18 protein-coding genes, 2 tRNA genes and 4 pseudogenes are annotated in these 23,085 nt (G+C 61.1%); 5 read left to right on the top strand and 19 right to left on the bottom strand.

The window, feature by feature from the left end; translation table 11 throughout:
* Positions 1–40: 40 nt before the first annotated feature.
* The 8 genes and pseudogenes from G3436_RS02310 to rlmE all read right to left on the bottom strand — a co-directional run bounded on the left by G3436_RS02310 (position 41) and on the right by rlmE (position 6,494).
* Positions 41–116: transfer RNA gene (locus tag G3436_RS02310), tRNA-OTHER, on the bottom strand.
* A 98-nt stretch (positions 117–214) separates the two neighbouring features.
* Positions 215–300 (bottom strand) — tRNA-Leu (locus G3436_RS02305).
* A 19-nt stretch (positions 301–319) separates the two neighbouring features.
* Positions 320–706, bottom strand: a complete 387-nt coding sequence (secG, locus tag G3436_RS02300) for a preprotein translocase subunit SecG (RefSeq protein WP_163940844.1) — start codon at positions 704–706, stop codon at positions 320–322.
* Positions 707–709: 3 nt separating this feature from the next.
* Positions 710–1,464: pseudogene (gene tpiA, locus G3436_RS02295) on the bottom strand (triose-phosphate isomerase).
* Positions 1,465–1,530: 66 nt separating this feature from the next.
* Positions 1,531–2,871: a phosphoglucosamine mutase gene (glmM, locus tag G3436_RS02290; RefSeq protein WP_163940841.1), complete on the bottom strand. Its 1,341-nt coding sequence runs from the start codon at positions 2,869–2,871 to the stop codon at positions 1,531–1,533.
* A 20-nt stretch (positions 2,872–2,891) separates the two neighbouring features.
* Positions 2,892–3,743, bottom strand: coding sequence for a dihydropteroate synthase (folP, locus tag G3436_RS02285; RefSeq protein ID WP_163940839.1), 852 nt, complete (start codon positions 3,741–3,743; stop codon positions 2,892–2,894).
* A gap of 8 nt (positions 3,744–3,751) precedes the next feature.
* A complete protein-coding gene (gene ftsH / locus G3436_RS02280; protein ID WP_163940837.1) occupies positions 3,752–5,659 on the bottom strand; it encodes an ATP-dependent zinc metalloprotease FtsH in 1,908 nt (635 codons plus the stop codon).
* A gap of 211 nt (positions 5,660–5,870) precedes the next feature.
* Positions 5,871–6,494, bottom strand: a complete 624-nt coding sequence (rlmE, locus tag G3436_RS02275) for a 23S rRNA (uridine(2552)-2'-O)-methyltransferase RlmE (RefSeq protein WP_163940835.1) — start codon at positions 6,492–6,494, stop codon at positions 5,871–5,873.
* 101 nt (positions 6,495–6,595) lie between these two features.
* Between rlmE and yhbY the strand changes: the two genes are divergently transcribed.
* Positions 6,596–6,904, top strand: coding sequence for a ribosome assembly RNA-binding protein YhbY (gene yhbY, locus G3436_RS02270; protein ID WP_038606752.1), 309 nt, complete (start codon positions 6,596–6,598; stop codon positions 6,902–6,904).
* Between the two features lie 12 nt (positions 6,905–6,916).
* Here yhbY and G3436_RS02265 read toward each other — a convergent pair whose 3' ends face one another.
* The 8 genes and pseudogenes from G3436_RS02265 to grpE form a co-directional block, all read right to left on the bottom strand.
* Complete coding sequence (locus G3436_RS02265; RefSeq protein WP_163940848.1) at positions 6,917–7,312, bottom strand: MFS transporter; 396 nt, start codon at positions 7,310–7,312, stop codon at positions 6,917–6,919.
* A 28-nt stretch (positions 7,313–7,340) separates the two neighbouring features.
* Entirely contained in the window at positions 7,341–7,823 is a 483-nt protein-coding gene (gene greA, locus G3436_RS02260) for a transcription elongation factor GreA (protein WP_178116292.1), read from the bottom strand.
* Positions 7,820–11,039 (bottom strand): annotated as a pseudogene (carB, locus tag G3436_RS02255) (carbamoyl-phosphate synthase large subunit). The gene greA and the pseudogene carB overlap by 4 nt, the downstream one beginning before the upstream one ends.
* A 108-nt stretch (positions 11,040–11,147) precedes the next feature.
* On the bottom strand, positions 11,148–12,284 hold the full coding sequence (gene carA, locus G3436_RS02250) for a glutamine-hydrolyzing carbamoyl-phosphate synthase small subunit (protein WP_163940833.1): 1,137 nt from the start codon (positions 12,282–12,284) through the stop codon (positions 11,148–11,150).
* Between the two features lie 267 nt (positions 12,285–12,551).
* Positions 12,552–13,355, bottom strand: a complete 804-nt coding sequence (gene dapB, locus G3436_RS02245) for a 4-hydroxy-tetrahydrodipicolinate reductase (RefSeq protein ID WP_163940830.1) — start codon at positions 13,353–13,355, stop codon at positions 12,552–12,554.
* Between the two features lie 12 nt (positions 13,356–13,367).
* Positions 13,368–14,493: pseudogene (dnaJ, locus tag G3436_RS02240) on the bottom strand (molecular chaperone DnaJ).
* Positions 14,494–14,682: 189 nt separating this feature from the next.
* The gene (gene dnaK / locus G3436_RS02235) at positions 14,683–16,599 is read right to left on the bottom strand and encodes a molecular chaperone DnaK (protein ID WP_163940828.1); all 1,917 of its coding nucleotides are present in this window, start codon (positions 16,597–16,599) and stop codon (positions 14,683–14,685) included.
* A 102-nt stretch (positions 16,600–16,701) separates the two neighbouring features.
* A complete protein-coding gene (gene grpE / locus G3436_RS02230; protein ID WP_163940826.1) occupies positions 16,702–17,268 on the bottom strand; it encodes a nucleotide exchange factor GrpE in 567 nt (188 codons plus the stop codon).
* Between the two features lie 229 nt (positions 17,269–17,497).
* Here grpE and recN point away from each other — a divergent pair, with 229 nt between their 5' ends.
* Positions 17,498–19,171: a DNA repair protein RecN gene (gene recN / locus G3436_RS02225; protein WP_163940824.1), complete on the top strand. Its 1,674-nt coding sequence runs from the start codon at positions 17,498–17,500 to the stop codon at positions 19,169–19,171.
* A 105-nt stretch (positions 19,172–19,276) separates the two neighbouring features.
* On the opposite strand, the gene fur is transcribed toward recN, so the two are convergent.
* Positions 19,277–19,681 carry a ferric iron uptake transcriptional regulator gene (gene fur / locus G3436_RS02220; protein WP_043863835.1) on the bottom strand — a complete coding sequence of 135 codons (405 nt, stop codon included), beginning with the start codon at positions 19,679–19,681 and terminating at the stop codon, positions 19,277–19,279.
* Positions 19,682–19,778: 97 nt separating this feature from the next.
* Here fur and G3436_RS02215 point away from each other — a divergent pair, with 97 nt between their 5' ends.
* Positions 19,779–20,300 (top strand): outer membrane protein assembly factor BamE, encoded by a 522-nt coding sequence (locus G3436_RS02215; RefSeq protein ID WP_163940822.1) that lies wholly within the window; start codon positions 19,779–19,781, stop codon positions 20,298–20,300.
* A 58-nt stretch (positions 20,301–20,358) separates the two neighbouring features.
* Here G3436_RS02215 and G3436_RS02210 read toward each other — a convergent pair whose 3' ends face one another.
* Positions 20,359–20,670, bottom strand: a complete 312-nt coding sequence (locus G3436_RS02210) for an RnfH family protein (protein WP_163940820.1) — start codon at positions 20,668–20,670, stop codon at positions 20,359–20,361.
* Positions 20,663–21,097, bottom strand: a complete 435-nt coding sequence (locus G3436_RS02205) for a type II toxin-antitoxin system RatA family toxin (protein WP_163940818.1) — start codon at positions 21,095–21,097, stop codon at positions 20,663–20,665. The genes G3436_RS02210 and G3436_RS02205 overlap by 8 nt, the downstream gene beginning before the upstream one ends.
* A 171-nt stretch (positions 21,098–21,268) precedes the next feature.
* Between G3436_RS02205 and smpB the strand changes: the two are divergent.
* Both smpB and G3436_RS02195 read left to right on the top strand, forming a co-directional pair.
* A pseudogene (gene smpB, locus G3436_RS02200) lies at positions 21,269–21,750 on the top strand (SsrA-binding protein SmpB).
* A 261-nt stretch (positions 21,751–22,011) separates the two neighbouring features.
* Positions 22,012–23,085: AMP-binding protein (locus G3436_RS02195; protein WP_163940816.1), on the top strand; the 1,074-nt coding region annotated here is incomplete at its 3' end.

Raw genomic sequence — 23,085 nt, 5'->3', positions numbered from 1 at the left:
CAGCTAAACAAAAGCCCCTGAAAAGGGGCTCTGCTGAAACTGGTTGCGGGGGGCTGATTTGAACCAACGACCTTCGGTTATGAGCCCGACGAGCTACCAGACTGCTCCACCCCGCGTCAAAGCTGGGGCGAAAGTATACGACCGAACCCCGCGAGGGGTCAATCTAACCTCCACCTACAAGAAAGCCCGCTGTAGCGGGCTGTCTTGTTTCAATTGGTACCGAGAAGGGGACTCGAACCCCTACACCCTATGGGCACAACCACCTCAAGGTTGCGTGTCTACCAATTCCACCACCTCGGCAATACTACTTTGAAACCCGTTACTTCTGCTCTTGAGCGGGAGGTACGTCGCCGGTATTGCTGGCGGGTGCCTTTTGCTCTTGGAGCACCGGTACATCATCTGTTGCCGGTTTTTGCTGCTTCACTTCAAGTACCGCTGGATCTGGAAGCCCTACCTGAGTCAGCTCATGAGCCTTCTCTTTAGCAAAGTAACCTAACCCTAGGGCGGTCATGAAGAAACTGGCGGCAAGTATAGCAGTAAACTTACTAAGAAAGGTAGCAGAACCTTGGCTTCCGAACACAGTATTTGAAGCCCCTGCGCCGAAAGATGCACCTGCTTCCGCACCTTTACCCTGTTGCAGCAACACCAGCACTACCAAACCCAGTGCGCCCAACAGATGAAAAACTACTACGACTGTTTCCAGCATTTTTCAGTTTCCTGCGGCGCGACAAATTGCACCGAATTCGTCTGCGTTCAGGGAAGCTCCACCTATGAGCCCCCCATCGATATCCGGCATGCCGAACAGCTCAGCCGCATTGGCCGCCTTCACGCTGCCGCCGTATAGAAGCCGCACATTCATCGCGACTTCTGAATTCTTTTGCGCCAACTGCTCGCGAATGGCTTTATGCACATCCTGAGCCTGTTGCGGCGTGGCCGTAAGGCCGGTGCCGATGGCCCATACGGGCTCATAGGCGATGATTGCACTGGCGAAGGCTTCAACACCGAATGCCTCGATGATGCTACCCAACTGACGCCCGACTACCTCAAGCGTCTTGCCAGCTTCGCGCTCTTCAAGGGTTTCCCCTACGCAGAGCACTGGCTTCAACCCGCAAGCCTGAGCCGCAGCAAACTTGCGATTCAGCACTTCGTCGCTCTCGCCAAGGATCTGGCGGCGCTCGGAGTGCCCGATCAGTACAAGCTCGCAACCCGCATCGACCAACTGACTCGGTGCAACTTCGCCGGTCAGTGCGCCTTGCTTGGGCTCTACCGCAGAATCCTGAGCACCAACGGCGATCGCCTTGCCCTGCAACCCTTCAATCGCTTGATTGATGTACAGGCAGGGCGGGAACACCGCAACTTCAACACCGCTCGGCAGGGCGAGATCACTCAGGCCCTTGATCAGCTCAGCGACGCTGCGCGGGTACCGTGCATCTTCCAGTTACCAGCTACCATAGGGCGACGCATGCTGTACCTCGTCGGTCAAAGTGGGCGCAGATGTTACCCAACCCGATCACCGGTGGCAAGCGCAATTCAGATGCAAACTTCACTTACCAGTTTTGCCAGCGCTTCGGCATGCCCGCGCACCTGACTTTCGTCATCGCCTTCGACCATCACACGCACCAGCGGCTCTGTACCGGACTTGCGCAGCAACACCCGGCCACGCCCCGCCATGGCCTCTGTTACGCGCTCACAGGCCAGCTTGACCTCAGGGTGCTCGACCGGGTCGACCTTGCTCTCGCCAAAGCGCACATTGATCAACACCTGCGGGCATTTACGCAGCGCCTGACGCGACTGCGCCAGGGTCTCGCCACGACGCTTGAGGGCCATCAGCACCTGCAGGGCGGCGATGATCGCATCCCCGGTGGTGGTATGGCTGAAGCACACGACGTGCCCGGAGTTCTCGCCACCGATGTTCCAGTCGCGCTCCAGCAGCTCGGCCATCACGTAGCGGTCACCGACCTTGGCCCGGACGAACGGGATCGAGAGCTCCTGCAAGGCCAGCTCAAGGCCCAGGTTGCTCATCAGTGTACCCACCACGCCGCCATTGAGCTTGCCACGCTCCTGCAGGTCACGGGCGATGATGAACAGCAACTCGTCACCGTCGACGATGGCACCGGTGTGATCGACCATCAATACACGGTCACCGTCACCGTCGAAGGCGATGCCCAGGTCGGCATGCCCGACCAGCACGGCCGCCTGCAGCGACTCGATGTGCGTCGAACCGCAGTTTTCGTTGATGTTCAGGCCATCGGGCTGCGCTGCCAGCACGGTGACGTCGGCACCCAGCTCGCGAAACACGCTGGGCGCAACCTTGTAGGTAGCACCGTGGGCGCAATCGACCACCAGTTTGAGGCCAGCAAAGTCGGTACTGGTCGGCACGCTGCTCTTGCAGAACTCGATGTAGCGGCCGGCCGCGTCATTGATACGCGACACCTTGCCCAGCTTGCTCGACTCCACCACGGTCATGGGCTTGTCGAGCAGCTCTTCGATCATTTTCTCGACCTCGTCCGGCAACTTGGTGCCCTGACCGGAAAAGAACTTGATGCCGTTGTCATCATGCGGGTTGTGCGAGGCACTGATCACGATACCCGCCTCCGCGTGGAAAGTACGGGTCAGGTAGGCAATCGCCGGGGTCGGCATGGGCCCCAGCAACAGCACATCGGCACCGGCCGCAGACAAACCGGCCTCCAGGGCCGACTCGAACATGTAGCCGGAGATACGCGTATCCTTGCCGACCAGGACGCGACAGGCGCCCAGCTTGCGAAACGCCATGCCCGCCGCCCACCCCAGCTTGAGCATGAAATCAGGCGTGATCGGGTATTCGCCGACACGGCCGCGGATGCCGTCGGTACCAAAATATTTTCTGCTCATAACGTAATGCTCCGTCACTCTTATTCGGCGGCGTTGACCGCTGCAATCATCCTAACCACATCGACGGTCTCGGCCACATCGTGAACACGCAGGATGCTGGCACCCTGGGTCATTGCCAATGCGGCCAGTGCCAGACTGCCATACAGCCGTTCACCCACGGGACGCCCCAGCGCCAGGCCGATCATGCTCTTGCGCGACACACCAACCAGCAGCGGCCGCCCAAGGCGATACAGTGCCGGCATGTGCTTGAACAGGCTGAGGTTGTGCTCGAGGGTCTTGGCAAAACCGAACCCCGGGTCCAGCACGATGCGCTCGGCAGCGATGCCCACTGCGGCACAGGCCTGCATTCGCTGCTCGAGAAAACCTGCCACCTCGTCGGTCACGTCGTCGTAACGCGGGTCGTCCTGCATGTCACCCGGCTCACCACGCATATGCATCAGGCACACGGGCAGCCCGGTTGCCGCAGCCGCATCCAGCGCACCGTCACGCGTGAGCGAGCGCACATCGTTGATCAACCCGGCACCGAGCCGGGCCGACTCGCGAATGACCGCAGGCGTGGAGGTATCGACCGAAATGATCACCTCCAGCTCGCGATTGATCGCCTCGACAATCGGCGCAACACGTTCGAGCTCTTCGAGCGCAGTCACCACGCGCGCGCCAGGGCGAGTCGACTCGCCACCGACATCGATCAGCGTAGCCCCGGCTGCCACCATCGCCTCGGCGTGACGCAAGGCTGCATCACGCTGGGTGAAGCGACCACCGTCGGAGAAGGAGTCGGGGGTTATATTCAAGATACCCATTACATGGGTACGGGAAAGGTCGAGAACCCGGTTGCCGCAAGGCAACCGGGTTGGGTACTGCTGTGAAGTCATGTCAACCCTTAGAGTTGCGCAGCCGGGCCGCCAATCGGCGACTCAGGACGATCACTCTGCGGCGCAGAGGTGCCCGAAGTACCCGAACCACCTTCCCAGTCGCGCGGCTCACGCGGCTCGCGACCGGCCATGATGTCGTCGATCTGGTCGGCATCGATGGTTTCGTACTTCATCAACGCGTCAGCCATGGCATCGAGCTTGTCACGGTTGTCGGTGAGGATCTGTTTGGCCGTGGCATAGCACTGGTCAATGATGCTGCGCACCTCGGAGTCGATCAGCTTGGCGGTCTCGCCCGACACACTGGCGTGCTGGGAGCCGGCGCTGCGCCCCAGGAACACTTCGCCCTCTTCCTCGGCATACATCAACGGCCCGAGTTTTTCCGACAAGCCCCACTTGGTGACCATGTTGCGAGCGATCTGGCTGGCTCGCATGATGTCGTTGGAAGCACCGGTGGTGACACCGTCGAAGCCCAGGGTCATCTCTTCGGCGATACGGCCACCGTACAGCGAGCAGATCTGGCTGATCAGCGCGCGCTTGGACAGGCTGTAGCGGTCCTCTTCAGGGAGGAACATGGTCACGCCCAGGGCCCGACCACGCGGAATGATGGACACCTTGTACACAGGATCGTGCTCCGGCACCACGCGACCCACGATGGCGTGACCCGCCTCGTGATAGGCCGTGTTCTGCTTTTCTTTCTCGGACATGACCATGGATTTGCGCTCGGCGCCCATCATGATCTTGTCCTTGGCCAGCTCGAACTCTTTCATCTCGACCACACGCTTGCCACCGCGAGCGGCGAACAGCGAGGCCTCGTTGACCAGGTTGGCCAGGTCTGCACCCGAGAAACCAGGCGTACCACGGGCAATCACGGCCGGGTTCACGTTGTCGCCGATCGGCGTCTTGCGCATGTGAACCTTGAGAATCTGCTCGCGACCACGGATGTCGGGCAGGCCCACGACTACCTGGCGGTCGAAGCGGCCAGGACGCAGCAGCGCAGGGTCGAGCACGTCAGGGCGGTTGGTGGCGGCAATCACGATGATGCCGTCGTTCATTTCGAAACCGTCCATCTCTACCAGCAACTGGTTGAGGGTCTGCTCACGCTCGTCGTGACCGCCACCCATGCCGGCGCCACGGTGGCGACCGACGGCGTCGATTTCGTCGATGAAGATGATGCACGGTGCGTGTTTCTTGGCCTGTTCGAACATGTCGCGCACCCGGCTGGCACCGACACCCACGAACATTTCAACGAAGTCCGAACCGGAAATGGTGAAGAACGGCACCTTGGCTTCGCCGGCGATGGCCTTGGCCAGCAGGGTCTTACCGGTACCTGGCGGGCCTACCATCAGTACGCCACGCGGGATACGGCCTCCCAGGCGCTGGAACTTGCCCGGGTCACGCAGGAACTCGACCAGCTCGCCAACCTCTTCCTTGGCTTCGTCGCAACCGGCGACATCCGCCAGGGTAGTCTTGACCTGATCTTCGGAGAGCAGGCGGGCCTTGCTCTTGCCAAAGCTCATCGGGCCGCCCTTGCCGCCTGCACCGCCCTGCATCTGGCGCATGAAGAACATGAACACGGCGATGATCACCAGGATCGGGAAGCTGGCCACCAGCAACTGGGTCCAGATGCTCTGCTGCTCGGGCTGCTTGCCCTCGACCACGACGTTGTTGTTGACCAGGTCACCGATCAGGCCGTTGTCGGCGATCGCGGGACGGACAGTCTTGAAGCTGTCGCCATCGGTACGTTTACCGATGATGACCGCGCCGTCGACCGTGACACGCTCGACCTTGCCATCCTTGACCTGCTGAATGAAGTCGGAATAGTTGAGGGTCTGCGGCTCGTTCGGGCTGGAGAAGTTGTTCATCACGGTCACCAGGACCGCAGCGATGATCAACCACAGGATCAGATTCTTTGCCATATCGTTCAATTAGCTACCCTCTGAGACAGGCTATAGGCGCAGCCATGCCTCGCATGATAATCACCGGCTTAACTTACTACATTACCTACATGTCTGCAGGCGCCGTCTGTAACCCTTTGTGAAACCTAGACTACACGATGTCGATCCAGGTCAGGCAGGGCATCCGATTGGAAAAAGCTATCGCACACCCTGTAAGTTGCCGGCCTGAGCCTTACTCGCCCTTGTAACCACGCCCCAGCATGTACTGTTCACGGGAGCGATCGCGCGAAGAGTCCGGCTTGAGCATCACTACCTTGTCGAACTTCTTGCGTGCATCCTTCAGGTATACGTCAAACCCTTCGCCCTGGAAAATCTTGATCACAAAATCGCCACCGGGCTTGAGCACCCGAGTGGCCAGATCAAGGGCCAGTTCGCACAGGAACATGGCCTTGGGCATATCCACGGCAGGCGTACCACTCATATTGGGGGCCATATCCGAAATCACAAGGTCCACGTGCGAATTACCGACGGCCTCGAGAATCTGCGCCAGCACCGCATCCTGGGTAAAATCGCCCTGGATGAAGGTGACATCCGGAATGCTGTCCATTTCCAGGATGTCGGACGCGATCAGCCGACCCTGACCGCCGATCAGACGACTGGTCACCTGCGACCAGCCACCGGGCGCCGCACCCAGGTCGATCACGCTCATGCCCGGGCGGATCAAGCGGTACTTTTCCTGGATTTCGAGCAATTTGTAGCTCGCACGCGAGCGATATCCGTCCTTTTGCGCCTTTTTGACGTAAGGATCGTTGAAGTGTTCTTTCAGCCAGCCAAGGCTTGTCTTGGAACGCGCCACTGGGCACCTCGATGATAAGGGTCGTGATTAACTGGGCGGATCCACGGGCCCTCGGGTAAAATGGCCGCCATTTTTACAGAATCTAGACAAAGGGTCAGATTATGCCGCTCAATAACGAGCAGAAGAAACAGTACAAATCCATTGGCCACGATCTGAAACCAGTTCTGATTGTGGCAGGCAATGGGCTGACTGAGGGGGTTATCGCCGAACTCGAACGCGCGCTGGCCGATCACGAACTGATCAAGGTCGAGATTCGCTCGGAAGACCGCGAAGAACGCGCCGCCGCGATCGCCGCACTGTGCAAGGCCGGTCGCGCCGAACTGGTGCAGACCATCGGCAAGAAGGCGCTGATCTATCGCCGCAACCCGCAGCCCAACAAGCAGCTGTCGAACATCCATCGCTACAAGTGAGGGCGCCGCCGTTCAGTGGCGCGCCTTGCGCGCCCTGCCCGGCACCGGCTGCAACACCAGCAGCAAGCCGCTGAGCCCCAGTACCAGGTAGCAGAACAGCTGCCAACGCAACTGCCCCGCCACACCCACCTGCAAGACGAAATACATCACGCACGCCGCCACTGCCATCAGCAGCAACTGCCCACGCATGTCCCGCCACAGGCCGACCAGGCCTTCAGCCCGAATCAATACCAGCACTTGCAAGCCGCAGCCGACCGCCGCAAAGGCGACCAGCAGCGAAGCGGCGTGCACACCGAAATCTTCGATCAACAGCGGCGCCAGGCCAATCTGGCCCAGCACCGGCAGTACCGCAATATGCAGCATCCACACGCCACCGACCCAGAGCACCTGGGCCAGTTGCCAGATCACTGCCGACGCAGCAAAGCCGCGAGGGCGATCAAACGTGACGGACTTCGACAATCTCGTACTCGACTGTACCGCTTGGTGTCTTGATCACAACGGTATCGCCCTCTTCCTTGCCGATGATGGCGCGGGCAATCGGAGCACCGACAGAAAGCTTGCCATTCTTGACGTCCGCTTCGTCCTCACCAACGATCTGGTAGGTCACCTGATCGCCGGTCTCGGTGTTTTCCAGCTCCACGGTGGTGCCAAAGATGACCTTGCCCGTGTGGGCAATGGTAGTGACATCGATCACCACCGCGTTCTGCAGACGGCCTTCGATGTCGCGGATACGCGCCTCGACCATGCCCTGCTCTTCCCGGGCAGCGTGGTACTCGGCGTTTTCCTTGAGATCACCCAGCTCGCGGGCCTCGCCAATCGCCTGACTCAAGCGCGGACGCTCGGTCTTGCTCAGGAACAGGTGCTCTTCCTCCAGGGCGCGAGCGCCCTGAACGGTCATTGGATATTTGGTAATACTCATGCTTTGAGTCCTGCATGCAGATCCTGCAAGCGGCGTACGGTTTTTTCCGGACCGAACTTCAGCGCTTCGCAGATGGCTTCACCGGCCGCAATGGTGGTGGTGCAGTAGATCTTGTGCTGCAACGCATTGCGACGAATCGAGTAGGAGTCGGCAATCGACTGGCGACCTTCGGTGGTGTTGATGATCAACGACACTTCGTCGTTCTTGATCATGTCGACCACGTGCGGACGGCCTTCGGTCACCTTGTTCACGCGGCGCACTTTCAGGCCAGCCGCTTCGATGATCTTGGCAGTACCAACGGTCGCCACGACTTCGAAGCCCAGGCTGATCAGGTCGCGAGCAACGCCAGCCACTTGCGGCTTGTCGTCGTCACGCACACTGATGAACGCAGTACCGCCGGTCGGCAGCACTTCGCTGGCACCCATCTGGGCCTTGGCGAAGGCTTCACCAAAGGTGTCGCCCACACCCATGACTTCACCGGTGGACTTCATCTCTGGGCCGAGGATCGGGTCAACACCCGGGAACTTGGCAAACGGGAACACCGCTTCCTTGACGCTGTAGAAGTTAGGAATGATTTCCTTGGTGAAACCGATTTCTTTCAGGGACTTGCCAGCCATGACACGGGCCGCAATCATCGCCAGCGAGGTGCCGATGCACTTGGACACGAATGGCACGGTACGCGAAGCGCGCGGGTTGACTTCGATCACGTAGATCTTGTCGCCCTGCAAGGCCAGTTGCACGTTCATCAGGCCGACAACGCCCAGTTCCAGGGCCATCTTCTTGACCTGGTCGCGCACTTCGTCCTGCACGTGGGCAGGCAGCGAGTACGGCGGCAGCGAGCACGCCGAGTCACCGGAGTGAACGCCGGCCTGTTCGATGTGCTGCATGATCGCGCCGATGACCACGTCGGTGCCGTCGCAGACCGCATCCACGTCCATCTCGATGCGCAGTTGAGGAAGTGGTCGAGCAGCACCGGGCTGTCGTTGGACACTTGCACCGCTTCACGCAGGTAGCGCTTGAGCTCGTCCAGCTCGTAGACGATCTCCATCGCACGACCGCCCAGCACGTAGGACGGGCGCACCACCAGCGGGTAGCCGATGACGCCGGCAGCACGAATGGCTTCGTCTTCGCTGCGCACGGTGGCGTTTGGCGGCTGCAGCAGGTTCAGGCGCTGGACCATCTGCTGGAAACGCTCACGGTCTTCGGCACGGTCGATCGAGTCCGGGCTGGTACCGATGATCGGCACACCGGCTTCTTCCAGGGCACGGGCCAGTTTCAGCGGGGTCTGGCCGCCGTAGTGGACGATCACGCCTTTGGGCTTCTCGACGCGCACCACTTCCAGCACGTCTTCCAGCGTCAGCGGCTCGAAGTACAGGCGGTCGGAGGTGTCGTAGTCGGTGGAGACGGTTTCCGGGTTGCAGTTGACCATGATGGTCTCGTATCCGTCTTCACGCAGCGCCAGCGCGGCGTGAACGCAGCAGTAGTCGAACTCGATACCCTGACCGATACGGTTCGGGCCGCCACCCAGGATCATGATCTTGTCGCGGGTCGACGGATTGGCCTCGCACTCTTGCTCGTAGGTCGAATACAGGTAGGCGGTATCGGTGGCGAACTCGGCGGCGCAGGTGTCGACACGCTTGTAGACCGGGAAGATCTCCAGCTTGTGACGGTGACGACGCAGGTTCTTGTCAGTGATGCCCAGCAGCTTGGCCAGACGCTGGTCGGAGAAGCCCTTGCGCTTGAGGCGGAACATCAGCGCCTTGTCGATATCGGCCAACCCCAGGGTCTTGACCTTCTCTTCTTCCTTGATCAGGTCTTCCATCTGCACCAGGAACCAGCGGTCGATCATGGTCAGGGCGAAGATCTCTTCAACGCTCATGCCCGAACGCATGGCGTCGGCCACGTACCAGATACGCTCGGCGCCCGGCACGGTCAGTTCGCGCTTGAGAATGCTGGCAGCGTCAGGGCTGGCCAGGTCGACTTTAGGGTCCAGGCCGCAAACACCGACTTCCAGGCCGCGCAGGGCTTTCTGCAGGGACTCCTGGAACGTACGGCCGATGGCCATGACTTCACCCACGGACTTCATCTGGGTGGTCAGGCGAGCGTCGGCTTTCGGGAATTTCTCGAAGGCAAAGCGTGGCAGCTTGGTGACCACGTAGTCGATCGACGGCTCGAACGAAGCCGGGGTGCGACCGCCGGTGATGTCGTTCTGCAGTTCGTCGAGGGTGTAGCCCACGGCCAGCTTGGCGGCGATCTTGGCGATCGGGAAACCGGTGGCCTTGGAGGCCAGTGCCGAGGAGCGCGAAACCCGCGGGTTCATCTCGATCACGACCATGCGGCCGGTGTCCGGGCAGATACCGAACTGCACGTTGGAACCACCGGTCTCGACGCCGATCTCACGCAGCACCGCCAGCGAGGCGTTGCGCATGATCTGGTATTCCTTGTCGGTCAGGGTCTGTGCCGGTGCAACGGTGATCGAGTCACCGGTATGCACGCCCATCGGGTCGAAGTTCTCGATGGAGCAGACGATGATGCAGTTGTCCTTTTTGTCGCGGACCACCTCCATCTCGTACTCTTTCCAGCCGATCAGCGATTCGTCGATCAGCAGCTCTTTGGTCGGCGACAGGTCCAGACCCCGGGCGCAGATTTCTTCGAACTCTTCACGGTTGTAGGCAATACCGCCACCGGTGCCGCCCATGGTGAAGGACGGACGAATGATGCACGGGAAGCCCAGCTTGTCGAGGACCGCATTGGCCTCGTCCATGCTGTGCGCGATACCGGAACGCGGGCATTCCAGGCCGATGGCCTTCATGGCCTTGTCGAAGCGCGAACGGTCTTCGGCCTTGTCGATGGTGTCGGCGTTGGCACCGATCATTTCCACGCCGAACTTTTCCAGGACGCCTTCGCGCTCCAGGTCCAGGGCGCAGTTCAGGGCAGTCTGGCCACCCATGGTCGGCAGCAGCGCGTCAGGACGCTCGGTCTCGATGATCTTGGCCACCGTCTGCCACTTGATCGGCTCGATGTAGGTAGCGTCGCCATGGCCGGGTCGGTCATGATGGTGGCCGGGTTGGAGTTCACCAGGATGACGCGATAGCCTTCCTCGCGCAGGGCCTTGCAGGCCTGGGCGCCGGAGTAGTCGAATTCGCAGGCCTGGCCGATCACGATCGGGCCAGCGCCGAGAATCAGGATGCTTTTAATGTCTGTACGTTTTGGCATGGGTTGTCACTCAAATCCGCAGGTCAGTGGGCAAGCCGGTCGAACACGCCGCGCGAGGTGCACCTGAACACGGTTTGCGCCGGTTCAGGGCTACCTCGTCAGCAGTGCTCAGCGGCGCTTGGCCATGGCATCGATGAAACGATCAAACAGTGGCGCGACGTCGGTCGGGCCCGGGCTCGCCTCAGGGTGACCCTGGAAGCTGAAGGCGCTCTTGTCGGTGCGCTCGATACCCTGCAAGGTGCCGTCGAACAGCGACTTGTGGATGGCGCGGACGTTGCCCGGCAAGGTCGCTTCGTCAACCGCAAAACCGTGGTTCTGGCTAGTGATCATCACGACGCCGGTATCCAGGTCCTGAACCGGGTGGTTGGCACCGTGGTGGCCGTGGCCCATTTTCACGGTCTTGGCCCCGGAAGCCAGGGCGAGCAGCTGGTGCCCCAGGCAGATACCGAACACCGGCACTTCGGTTTCGAGGATTTCACGGATCGCCTGGATCGCGTAGTCGCAAGGCTCGGGGTCACCCGGGCCGTTGGACAGGAACACACCATCGGGATTGAGCGCGAGCACTTCGCTGGCCGGGGTCTGCGCCGGCACCACGGTCAGGCGGCAACCGCGCTCGACCAGCATGCGCAGGATGTTCAGCTTGACGCCATAGTCGTAGGCCACGACATGGTAAGGCAGCTCGGAGGCTTCGATAGTCGGATGGCTGTCGGTCTTCAGGTTCCACACGCTGGAGCGCCACTCATAGCTGCTCTTGGTGCTGACGACCTTGGCCAGGTCCATGCCCTTGAGGCCAGGGAAGCCGCGTGCAGCTGCGATGGCTGCCTCTTCAGTGATGTTGTCGCCCGCCAGGATGCAGCCATTCTGCGCGCCCTTCTCACGCAGGATGCGAGTCAGGCGGCGCGTATCGATGCCGGCAATCGCCACGACGTTGTTGGCCTTGAGATAATCGGACAGCGACAGCGTGTTGCGCCAGTTGCTGGCAATCAGCGGCAGGTCGCGGATCACCAGGCCAGCCGACCAGACGCGGTCGGACTCGGCGTCTTGCGGCGTGGTGCCGGTGTTGCCGATGTGCGGGTAGGTCAGGGTAACGATCTGCTGCGAGTACGAAGGGTCAGTCAGGATTTCCTGATAGCCGGTCATTGCGGTGTTGAACACCACCTCACCAACGGTCTGACCGTCGGCTCCAATGGCCTCACCGTGAAAAATGCTGCCATCGGCAAGGGCGAGTATGGCTGGCTTAGTCAAGAAGACCTCCCAAAAATAAAGCCTGAAGGGGCGATCGCAGGTTGCAAAAAAGCGGAATGACGTATAGACACGTCACCCCGCTTTCTTCATCGAATTATCTGCGCGCTTTTAGTGGACACACTAAAGCTGTAGCTTACAGAAAAAGGCTTTTTTGGTCTACCGCTGATGTGCCTAAAAGGCATTGGAATGCGACAGGACGTCGCCAGGCGGGAAAGCTTCGCCGACCAGGCCGGCGAAAGGGCCGCAGCGCGGCCCCGGGTACAACGATCAACGCAGGTCGAGCACATCCTGCATGTCGTACAGGCCAGGCTCGCGCCCATCCAGCCACAGCGCGGCACGCACCGCCCCCTTGGCGAAGGTCATGCGGCTGGAGGCCTTGTGGGTGATCTCCAGGCGCTCACCTTCGGCCGCGAACAGCACGGTGTGATCGCCAACCACATCGCCGGCACGCACGGTAGCGAAACCGATGGTCTGGCGGTCGCGCGCACCAGTCTGGCCTTCACGGCCATACACAGCGACCTTCTGCAGGTCACGCCCCAGTGCATTGGCAACCACTTCACCCATGCGCAGCGCAGTACCCGATGGCGCGTCCACCTTGTGCCGGTGGTGCGCCTCGATGATTTCGACATCCACCTCATCGCCCAGCACCCGTGCCGCCATGTCGAGCAGCTTGAGGCTGAGGTTGACGCCAACGCTGAAGTTGGCGGCAAACACGATCGGAATGTCCTTGCCCGCCTCGACCAGCAACTGCTTCTCTTCAATGCTGAAGCCAGTGGTGCCGATGATCATGGCCTTGCCCGCCTTGCGACAGAATGCCAGGTTCTTCAGGGTCACCGACGGGTGGGTGAAGTCGATCAGCACATCAAACTCGTCGACCACCCGATCGAGGTCGCCCGACAACGGCACCCCGATACGCCCCAGGCCTGCAAGCTCGCCCGCATCGGCGCCCACCAGCGAGCTTTCGGCACGTTGAACGGCCGCCGTCAACCCTGCGCCCGGCGCCTGGTGCACCGCCTCGATCAAGGCCTTGCCCATGCGCCCTGCCGCGCCCATTACCGCTATACGTCGCATGCCCTACTCCTTTTACAGATCGCCGAAGAAGCGTTTCACGCCTTCGAACCAGCCATTGGCTTTGGGGGAGTGAGAGCTGTCGCCATCCAGCGACACACGCAGTTCCTCAAGCAGCTCGCGCTGGCGACGGCTCAGGTTGACCGGTGTTTCCACGGCCACACGACACATCAGATCGCCCGCACCACCGCCACGTACCGGCGCCACACCCTTGCCGCGCAGGCGGAACTGCTTGCCGGTCTGGGTGCCTTCCGGGATCTTCAGCTTGACCCGACCATCGAGGGTCGGCACTTCCAGCTCGCCACCCAGCGCCGCATCGGTGTAGCTGATCGGCACTTCGCAGTACAGGTGCTTGCCGTCACGCTGGAAGATCGGGTGCTCGCGCACGTTGATGACCACATACAGGTCACCGGTCGGGCCGCCCTGGGAGCCGGCCTCGCCCTCGCCAGACAGGCGAATGCGGTCACCGGTATCGACACCCGCCGGCACCTTGACCGACAGCGTCTTGTACTCTTCGATACGCCCTTCACCGTGACACGAATCGCACGGATCGGTAATGACCTTGCCCTGACCATGGCAGCGCGGGCAGGTCTGTTGCACCGAGAAGAAGCCCTGCTGCATGCGCACCTGGCCAATCCCGCCACAGGTCGGGCAGGTCGAAGGCGACGAGCCTTTCTTGGCACCCGAGCCATCGCACGGCTTGCAGTTGACCAGTGTCGGCACACGGATACTGACCGTGGTGCCACGCACCGCTTCTTCCAGGTTCAGCTCCAGGGTGTAGCGCAGATCGCTGCCACGCTGGGCACCACCGCGACCACCGCCACGGCCGCCGCCGAAGAAGTCACTGAACACATCGCCAAAGATGTCGGAGAAGTTGGCGCCACCAAAACCGGCACCGCCCCCCCCCCATGCTCGGGTCCACGCCGGCATGACCGTACTGGTCGTACGCCGCGCGCTTGCTGGCATCGGAGAGCACTTCGTAAGCCTCGTTGGCTTCCTTGAACAGCTCTTCGGAGTCTTTGTCATCAGGATTACGGTCCGGGTGATGCTTCATCGCCAGGCGGCGATAGGCCTTCTTCAGGTCGGCCTCGCTCGAGCCACGCTCAACCCCCAGAACCTCGTAATAGTCACGCTTTGCCATAAGTCTTTGCACTCTTGAGGACGTTCGGCATACCTCTGCGCGTTTCGCGCTGTGCCGCCAGCATTCAAGCCCGCTCGAATGCTGTAATTCGGGTATTCCAGACACGCCAACGCGGGAGCAAGCCCCCGCGCGGCGACATCCTACCAGTCACTGCCAAACAGCAGTCAACTGGCCGACAACCTGTAGCAGTTACTTGTTGTCTTTGACTTCTTCGAACTCGGCATCGACCACGTCGTCGTGCTTAGGCTCTTCAGCTTGTGGCTGCGCAGCGCCCTGCGGCTGTTCGGCCTGCTCGGCGTACATCTTCTGAGCCACGGGTGCGGAGACCTTCGACAGCTCTTCGACTTTGGCGTCGATGGCGGCCTTGTCGTCGCCTTTGACAGCGGCTTCCAGGGCGACAACGGCAGCTTCGATCGCGGTCTTCTCCTCGGCGGTAACCTTGTCACCGGCGTCAGCGACCATTTTGCGCGTCGAGTGAACCAGTGCATCACCCTGGTTGCGGGCAGCGGCCAGCTCTTCGAACTTGCGGTCTTCCTCGGCGTTGACTTCGGCGTCACGCACCATCTGTTGAATTTCTTCCTCAGACAGACCCGAGTTGGCCTTGATCACGATCGACTGCTGCTTGCCAGTCGCCTTGTCCTTGGCACCTACGTGCAGGATACCGTTGGCGTCGATGTCGAAGGTCACTTCGATCTGTGGCACGCCACGTGGCGCTGGTGGAATCTCGGCCAGGTCGAACTTGCCCAGGGACTTGTTCTGACCGGCTTGCTTGCGCTCACCCTGCAGCACGTGAATGGTCACGGCGCTCTGGTTGTCGTCGGCCGTCGAGAACACCTGCGACTTCTTGGTCGGAATGGTGGTGTTCTTCTCGATCAGCGCGGTCATCACGCCCCCCATGGTTTCGATACCCAGGGTCAGCGGGCTGACGTCCAGCAGCAGCACGTCCTTGACGTCACCGGCCAGAACGGCGCCCTGGATGGCTGCGCCCATGGCAACGGCTTCGTCAGGGTTGACGTCCTTGCGCGCTTCCTTGCCGAAGAAATCGGTAACCAGTTTCTGCACCAGCGGCATGCGGGTCTGACCGCCGACCAGGATCACGTCGTTGATCTTGCTGACGTCGATACCGGCGTCTTTCATGGCGATGCGGCATGGCTCGATGGTGCGCTGAACCAGGTCTTCGACCAGCGATTCCAGCTTGGCGCGGGAAATCTTCACGTTCAGGTGCTTCGGACCGGTCGCATCTGCAGTGATGTACGGCAGGTTGACGTCGGTCTGCTGGCTCGAGGACAGCTCGATCTTGGCCTTTTCAGCCGCTTCTTTCAGACGCTGCATGGCCAGCGGGTCACCCTTCAGGTTCATGCCGCTTTCTTTCTTGAACTCGTCCACGAGGTAGTCGATCAGACGGATGTCGAAGTCTTCACCACCCAGGAAGGTGTCGCCGTTGGTAGCCAGTACTTCGAACTGGTGCTCGCCGTCGACTTCGGCGATCTCGATCACCGACACGTCGAAGGTACCGCCACCCAGGTCGTAGACGATCACGGTATGGTCGCCCTTGGCCTTGTCCATACCGTAGGCCAGTGCGGCGGCGGTCGGCTCGTTGATGATGCGCTTGACGTCCAGACCGGCGATACGGCCGGCGTCCTTGGTGGCCTGACGCTGGCTGTCGTTGAAGTACGCAGGAACGGTGATGACCGCTTCAGTCACTGCTTCGCCGAGGTAGTCTTCGGCGGTTTTCTTCATTTTCTTGAGGATTTCAGCCGAGATCTGTGGCGGCGCCATTTTCTGGCCGTTCACTTCAACCCAGGCGTCGTTGTTGTCAGCCTTGACGATCTTGTAAGGGACCATCTGGATGTCTTTCTGAACGACTTCCTCGTCAAAACGACGGCCAATCAAACGCTTTACCGCATACAGGGTGTTGTGCGGGTTAGTGACCGCCTGACGCTTGGCGGACTGGCCGACGAGGATTTCACCGTCGTTGGCATAGGCAATGATCGAAGGGGTGGTACGAGTGCCTTCGGCGTTCTCGATAACCTTGACGTTGCCGTTTTCCAGAATGGAGACGCAGGAGTTGGTGGTCCCCAGGTCGATACCAATGATTTTGCCCATGTTAACTCTCCCGAAACTTTGGATTTGGTTGCCGCAGCGGTGGTTGCCAACTGCGGTAGCACTTAAACGCTTGACACTTAAATGGGGGCCGCCCGGCTAATTTCAAGCCTTCTCGTCAATCGAGGGCGAAACCGGTGCCGGCGCCTTGCTGACCACGACCATGGCCGGGCGCAGCAGGCGACCGTTGAGCTGGTAGCCCTTCTGGAACACCTTGAGCACGCTGTTGGGCTCGACCTCGGCACTTTCCTGCATGGCCATGGCCTGGTGCTGTTCGGCGCTGAACGGTTCGCCGTGCGGGTCGATGGCCTCGAGGTTGAAGCGCTTGAGGGTGTCGTGGAACATTTTCAGGGTCAGCTCGATGCCTTCGCGCATCGGGCGGATGCTCTCGTCTTCGGCGCTGGACAGCTCCAGGCCGCGCTCGAGGCTGTCGATGATCGGCAGCAGGTCGCCAGCAAACTTCTCGAGGGCGAACTTGTGCGCCTTCTCGATATCCTGCTCGGCGCGACGGCGCACGTTCTGCAGGTCGGCAGCGGTGCGCAGGGATTGATCCTGGGCCGCCGCCAGCTGCTCTTCGAGCACCTGCACACGGGTGCTCAGGTCATCGCCGGCCGCGTCGGCGGACTTGTCGGCGTTCAGATTCTGTTCATCCAGCATCTGTTCGTCAGCCATAAAATCTCTCCTTTGCAATTTCGTCAGCGAGCTTACTCGCACGTCTGCCGGCTATATGGGGTCTTAAAATGCAGGTTCAAGGGCTGATGTGCAGGCAAGCGCAAAGGCCTCATAACCGCTTGCGATCAAAAGCACCTGCAGGCAAGCGAATCGAACTAAGCACAGCCATTGTCAGCGGATTTGAAAACACTGTATAAATAACCAGACTTTACGCCTGGGAGCCGCCCCAATGCTGGTGCACCTTTCCGTACACAACTATGCCATCGTCGAACACCTGGACCTCGAACTTGCCCGCGGGATGAGCGTCATCACGGGCGAAACCGGTGCCGGCAAATCGATCATGCTCGACGCCCTCGGCCTGACCCTGGGCGATCGCGCCGACAGCGGCGTGGTGCGCCCGGGGGCCGACAAGGCCGACATCCTTGCCACCTTCGACCTGGGCGATATCCCCGAGGCACGTACCTGGCTGGCCGAGCGCGACCTGGACACCGACGGCCCGTGCATCCTGCGCCGGATCATCACCGCCGAAGGCCGCAGCCGCGGCTATATAAACGGTACGCCCTGCCCGCTCGGCGACCTCAAGGCGCTGGGCGAACTGCTGATCGACATTCATAGCCAGCACGAGCACCAGTCGTTGCTCAAGTCCGATACCCATCGCCGCCTGCTGGACGAATATGCCGGCGCCACCGACCTGGCCCGCCAGGTACACCTGGCGGCCCAGCGTTGGCGGCAGACGCGCCAGGAGCTGGAGCGCCTGTCCAACTCTGGCGATGAGCAGCGCGCGCAGCACCAGTTGCTCAGCTACCAGCTCGAAGAGCTCGAAAACCTCAACCTGGGGGAAAACGAGCTTGAACTGCTGGAGCAGGAACACAAGAACCTGACCAATGCAGAAGCGCTGTTCGGCATCTGCCGCCAGGTGATCGACCACTGCAGCGAAAACGACTCGGGCAATGTGCTCAGCGCACTGACCGCCAGCCTCAACCGCCTCACCGCCGTGCACAATGCCCCCAAGGCGCTGGGCGAAGCGGCCACCCTGATCGCCAGCGCGCAGATCCAGGTCGAAGAGGCCGTGGGCGAGCTCAACCGCTTCCTCGACCATTTCGATGCCGACCCGGCACGCCTGCAACTGCTCGAAGAACGCCTCGACGCCCTGTATACCCTGGCGCGCAAACACCGCGTGCACCCCAGCGAGTTGGCCAACCTGCAGCAGCGGCTGATGGAAGAACTCGAAGGGCTGAATGCAAACGACGAATCCATCGGGCGCCTTGGCGAAGAGTTGGCGGCCTATGCACGCCACTATCAGCAGAAGGCGGCCGAACTGAGCGGGCTGCGCCAGCAGGCTGCCACGCAACTGGCTGCTGCAGTGGAGCTGGAAATCCAGCGCCTGGGCATGCCAGGCGGACGCTTCAGCATCGAATTGCGTACCAACAGCAGCGATGACCTTCTGCCCCAAGGGCTCGAGCAGGTCGAACTGCTGGTCAGCGCCAACCCTGGCCAGCCACTCAAGGCACTGTCCAAGGTGGCCTCCGGCGGCGAGCTGTCACGCATCAGCCTGGCCATCCAGGTCATCACCGCCCAAACCTCGCGCATTCCGACGCTGGTATTCGACGAAGTCGACGTGGGTATCGGCGGCCCGACCGCAGAGATCGTGGGGCAGCTGTTGCGCCGCCTGGGCGAGCGCGGCCAGGTGTTGACAGTCACGCACTTGCCGCAGGTGGCGGCACAAGGTCACCACCACCTGTTCGTGCATAAAGTGCGCAACAGTGACGCCACCCACACCGCCGTCGCGAGCCTGGGCAAGCGCGAGCGGGTCGAAGAAGTGGCGCGCATGCTGGGCGGTATAGACCTCACCAAGGAATCCCTGGCGCACGCCAGAAAGATGGTAGTGACCAGCAAGGCCTGACCCCTGCAGACGCCGGCCTTGCCAGCGCATGCCCGCACTCTGCCCCACACAGCACGAAGGCGACCCCAGGGTCGCCTTCTATGCCGTGCAATCAAAGCAAACTGCTTACTTTTTCTTGCGCACGTACAGCACGAGGTTGTGATCGACCAACTCGTAGCCGTGCTCCAGCACGATTTCCTTCTGGCGTTTTTCGATCTCGGCATCGAAGAACTCTATGACTTCGCCAGACTCCACGTTGACCATGTGGTCGTGGTGGCCGCCGTCGGCCAGTTCAAACACCGCATGACCGCCGTCGAAGTTATGGCGAACGACAAGACCTGCCGCCTCGAACTGGGTCAGAACACGGTAGACCGTGGCCAGACCGACGTCCTCGCCTGCTTCCATCAACGCCTTGTAGACGTCTTCAGCACTCATGTGGCGCTGCTCGGTGGAGTCGAGCATCTGTAGAATCTTGACTCGAGGCAGGGTCACCTTGAGACCGGCTTTGCGTAATTCGCTATTTTCAACCATGGTCAGCTTTCTCGCCGATGCTGCTTCGCAGCTTCTCTGAATACGGGTATGATCGGGGTTTACGTTGTCCAGCCAAGATAGTGGAAGTCGCCCACCGATGCAAAACACCAAGCTCTTGCTAACCAGCCTCACCTTTGTGGGACTGCTCGCACTCGCCGGTTGCTCGTTCCCCGGGGTTTACAAAATCGACATCCAGCAGGGCAATGTCGTCACGCAGGACATGATAGACCAATTGCGGCCGGGAATGACCCGTCGACAAGTACGGTTTATCATGGGCAACCCCTTGATCCAGGATACCTTCCACACCAACCGGTGGGACTACCTGTACAGTCTGCAACCAGGTGGCGGTGAACGCCAGCAGGAGCGGATGAGCGTCATATTCAACGAGAACGACCAGCTCGCCAGCCTCTCCGGCGACTTCATGCCGGGCGTTAGCCGCGACCAGGAAATCCTCGGTAGCGAAGCCGGCACCACTGTCAGCCCTGCCCAGGCCCCGGCTCCAGCCGAATCGAAACCCGCCAAGCCAGGCTCGCTGGAAGACAAGATCCAGCGCGACGTCGATACCATCGAAGTCATGCCGGTTCCGACTCAGGAACCATTCGAAACATCGCCACAGTAAGTACTGTGCAGGCAATAAAAAGCCCGGATCAGTCCGGGCTTTTTATTGCCTGCTGAATTTACCGCTTGGCCTTCTTGAACACCCTGGCCACCTTGGCGGCCCGCTGCTTGCGTACTTCCTTGGGGTCGGCCAGCAGCGGGCGGTACAACTCGATCCTGTCCCCCGCCTGCAGCACATGCTCCGGCACCACGGCCTTGCCGAAGATACCCAACGGGCATTCGTACACCGCCACACCGGGCAATTGAGCGGCAATCCCCGACAACCGCAGCGCTTCGCCCGCCACAGTACCCGCAGGCACCTCGAACGCCAGCATCACCTGCCGCTCGGGCGTGGCATAGACCACCTCGACGGGCAGCATGGGCTCAGCCATTGAGCTGCTTGGCCCGCTGGCAAAACGCGTCTACCAGGGTATTGGCGGCCTGGTTGAAGATCGGCCCCAAGGTGGCCCGCACCAACGGCCCGGCGTAGTCGAAGGACAGGTCCAGGCTGATCTTGCAGGCCTTGTCGCCCAACGCCTTGAACGTCCACACGCCATGCAGCTGGTTGAACGGCCCCTCTTCCAGGTTCATTTCGATGGACTGCCCCGGCACCAGCACATTTCGCGTAACAAAACTCTGGCTGATGCCGCCCTTGGCCGCCTCGACCTTGGCCCGCATCAGCGTGTCGGTCTGCTCCAGCACCGTGCTCGACGAGCACCAGGGCAAAAACTCGGGATAGCGGGCGACATCGTTGACCAGGTCGTAAAGCGCCTGAGCGGGGTACGGCAACAGCGCCGAACGTTGAATATGGGTAGTCATCCAGGCGTCACTTCCAAAGCTGAGCGGCAAACAGGATCAGAATGCCGAGGAGCGCCACATAGCGCATCAAGAAGAAAAAACAGCGGGCATTGTCCGGGATTCACTCCAGCGGCTCAAGCGCACCGCTACCCCGTAGCCGACAACGCAACGACTGCCTATAATGCCGCCCCTATGGCTAAACAAAAGAAGCATCCGACAGGGACTATCGCGCAGAACAAAAAGGCGCGTCACGATTACTTCATCGAGCACAAGTTCGAGGCCGGATTGGTCCTGTCCGGTTGGGAAGTAAAAAGTCTGCGTGCCGGCAAGGCGCATCTGGTGGACAGCTACGTGCTGCTCAAGGACGGTGAGGCATGGCTGATGGGCTGCCATATCACCCCCCTGGCCGCCGCGAGCACCCACGTGATCGCCGACCCGACCCGTACCCGTAAACTGCTGCTCAACCGCCGTGAGCTGGAACGCCTGTACGTGGGCGTACAGCAGAAGGGTTATACCTGCGTAGCCTTGTCGATCTACTGGAGCAAGCACTTGATCAAGTGCGAGATTGCCCTGGGCAAGGGCAAGAAGGAATACGACAACGCGATACCCAGCGCGAGCGTGACTCCGACCGCGAATTGCAGCGCGCTGTACGCAGCAAGGGCCGCGACGAGTAATCGTTCACGGGCAACCTGTGGTTGCCGCCCCGGCCGCTTCGCTGGCAAGCCAGCTCCCACAGGGCTCTCTGCACACCACAGAACCCTGTGGGAGCTGGCTTGCCAGCGAAGGGGTGAGAACCCGGTCATAACCTTTACGTTAACGTAAGCCTGGCACATGAAACTGTCAATCTCACCATGACCTTTACGTTAACGTTAATTTGCGCCACATTATGGTTCGCGTGAATCAGCACCCAGAACAATCACAAAAAAGGGGTCGTCATGAATCAACCGAGCTACACCCAGGGGCGCCAGGACAAGCCACTGCTGGCTATCACCATTGGCCAGGCCTTCGACAACACCGTTGCGCGCTTTGCCGAGCGCGAGGCCCTGGTGGTGCGCCACCAACACCTGCGCTACAGCTGGCGCGAGCTGGCCGACAGCGTCGACCTGCATGCCCGCGCGCTGATGGCGCTGGGCCTGAAGACCGGTGATCGCCTGGGTATCTGGGCACCCAACTGCGCGCAGTGGTGCATTGCCCAGTTCGCCACGGCCAGGATCGGCGTGATCCTGGTCAACATCAACCCGGCCTACCGCACCAGCGAACTGGAATACGTGCTGCGTCAGTCGGGTTGCCAGTGGCTGGTCTGCGCCGGCCAGTTCAAGACTTGCGACTACCACGCCATGCTCGCCGAGCTGCTGCCGGAACTCGCGCATCAGGCCCCCGGCCAGCTCCAGGGCGAACGCCTGCCTGATCTGCGCGGGCTGATCAGCCTGGATGCCGCGCCACCGGGCGGTTTCCTGCCCTGGGCGGCGTTGGCCGAGCTGGCCGCGCAGGTCACGCCCGTCGAGTACCAGGCCCGCCAGCACAGCCTGCAGTTCGACCAGCCGGTGAACATCCAGTACACCTCCGGCACCACCGGTTTCCCCAAGGGCGCGACCCTCAGCCACTACAACATCCTCAACAACGGCTACATGGTCGGTGAAAGCCTGGGCCTGACCGAGCACGACCGCATGGTGATCCCGGTGCCGCTGTACCACTGCTTCGGCATGGTCATGGGCAACCTGGGGTGCGTCACCCACGGCAGCACCATGATCTACCCCAACGACGCCTTCGACCCGTTGCTGACCCTCGAGGGCGTGGCGCAGGAGCGGGCGACTGTGCTGTATGGCGTACCGACCATGTTCATCGCGCTGCTCGACCACCCGCAACGCGATGCCTATGACCTGTCAAGCCTGCGCACCGGCATCATGGCCGGGGCCACCTGCCCGATCGAGGTAATGCGCCGGGTGATCGACCAGTTGCACATGGGTGAGGTGCAGATCGCCTATGGCATGACCGAGACCAGCCCGGTG

It is taken from the genome of Pseudomonas brassicae, assembly GCF_010671725.1.
Lineage (GTDB): Bacteria > Pseudomonadota > Gammaproteobacteria > Pseudomonadales > Pseudomonadaceae > Aquipseudomonas > Aquipseudomonas brassicae.
Note: the sequence above shows the minus strand (reverse complement) of the source record. Positions and strands in the feature narration are given on the sequence as shown.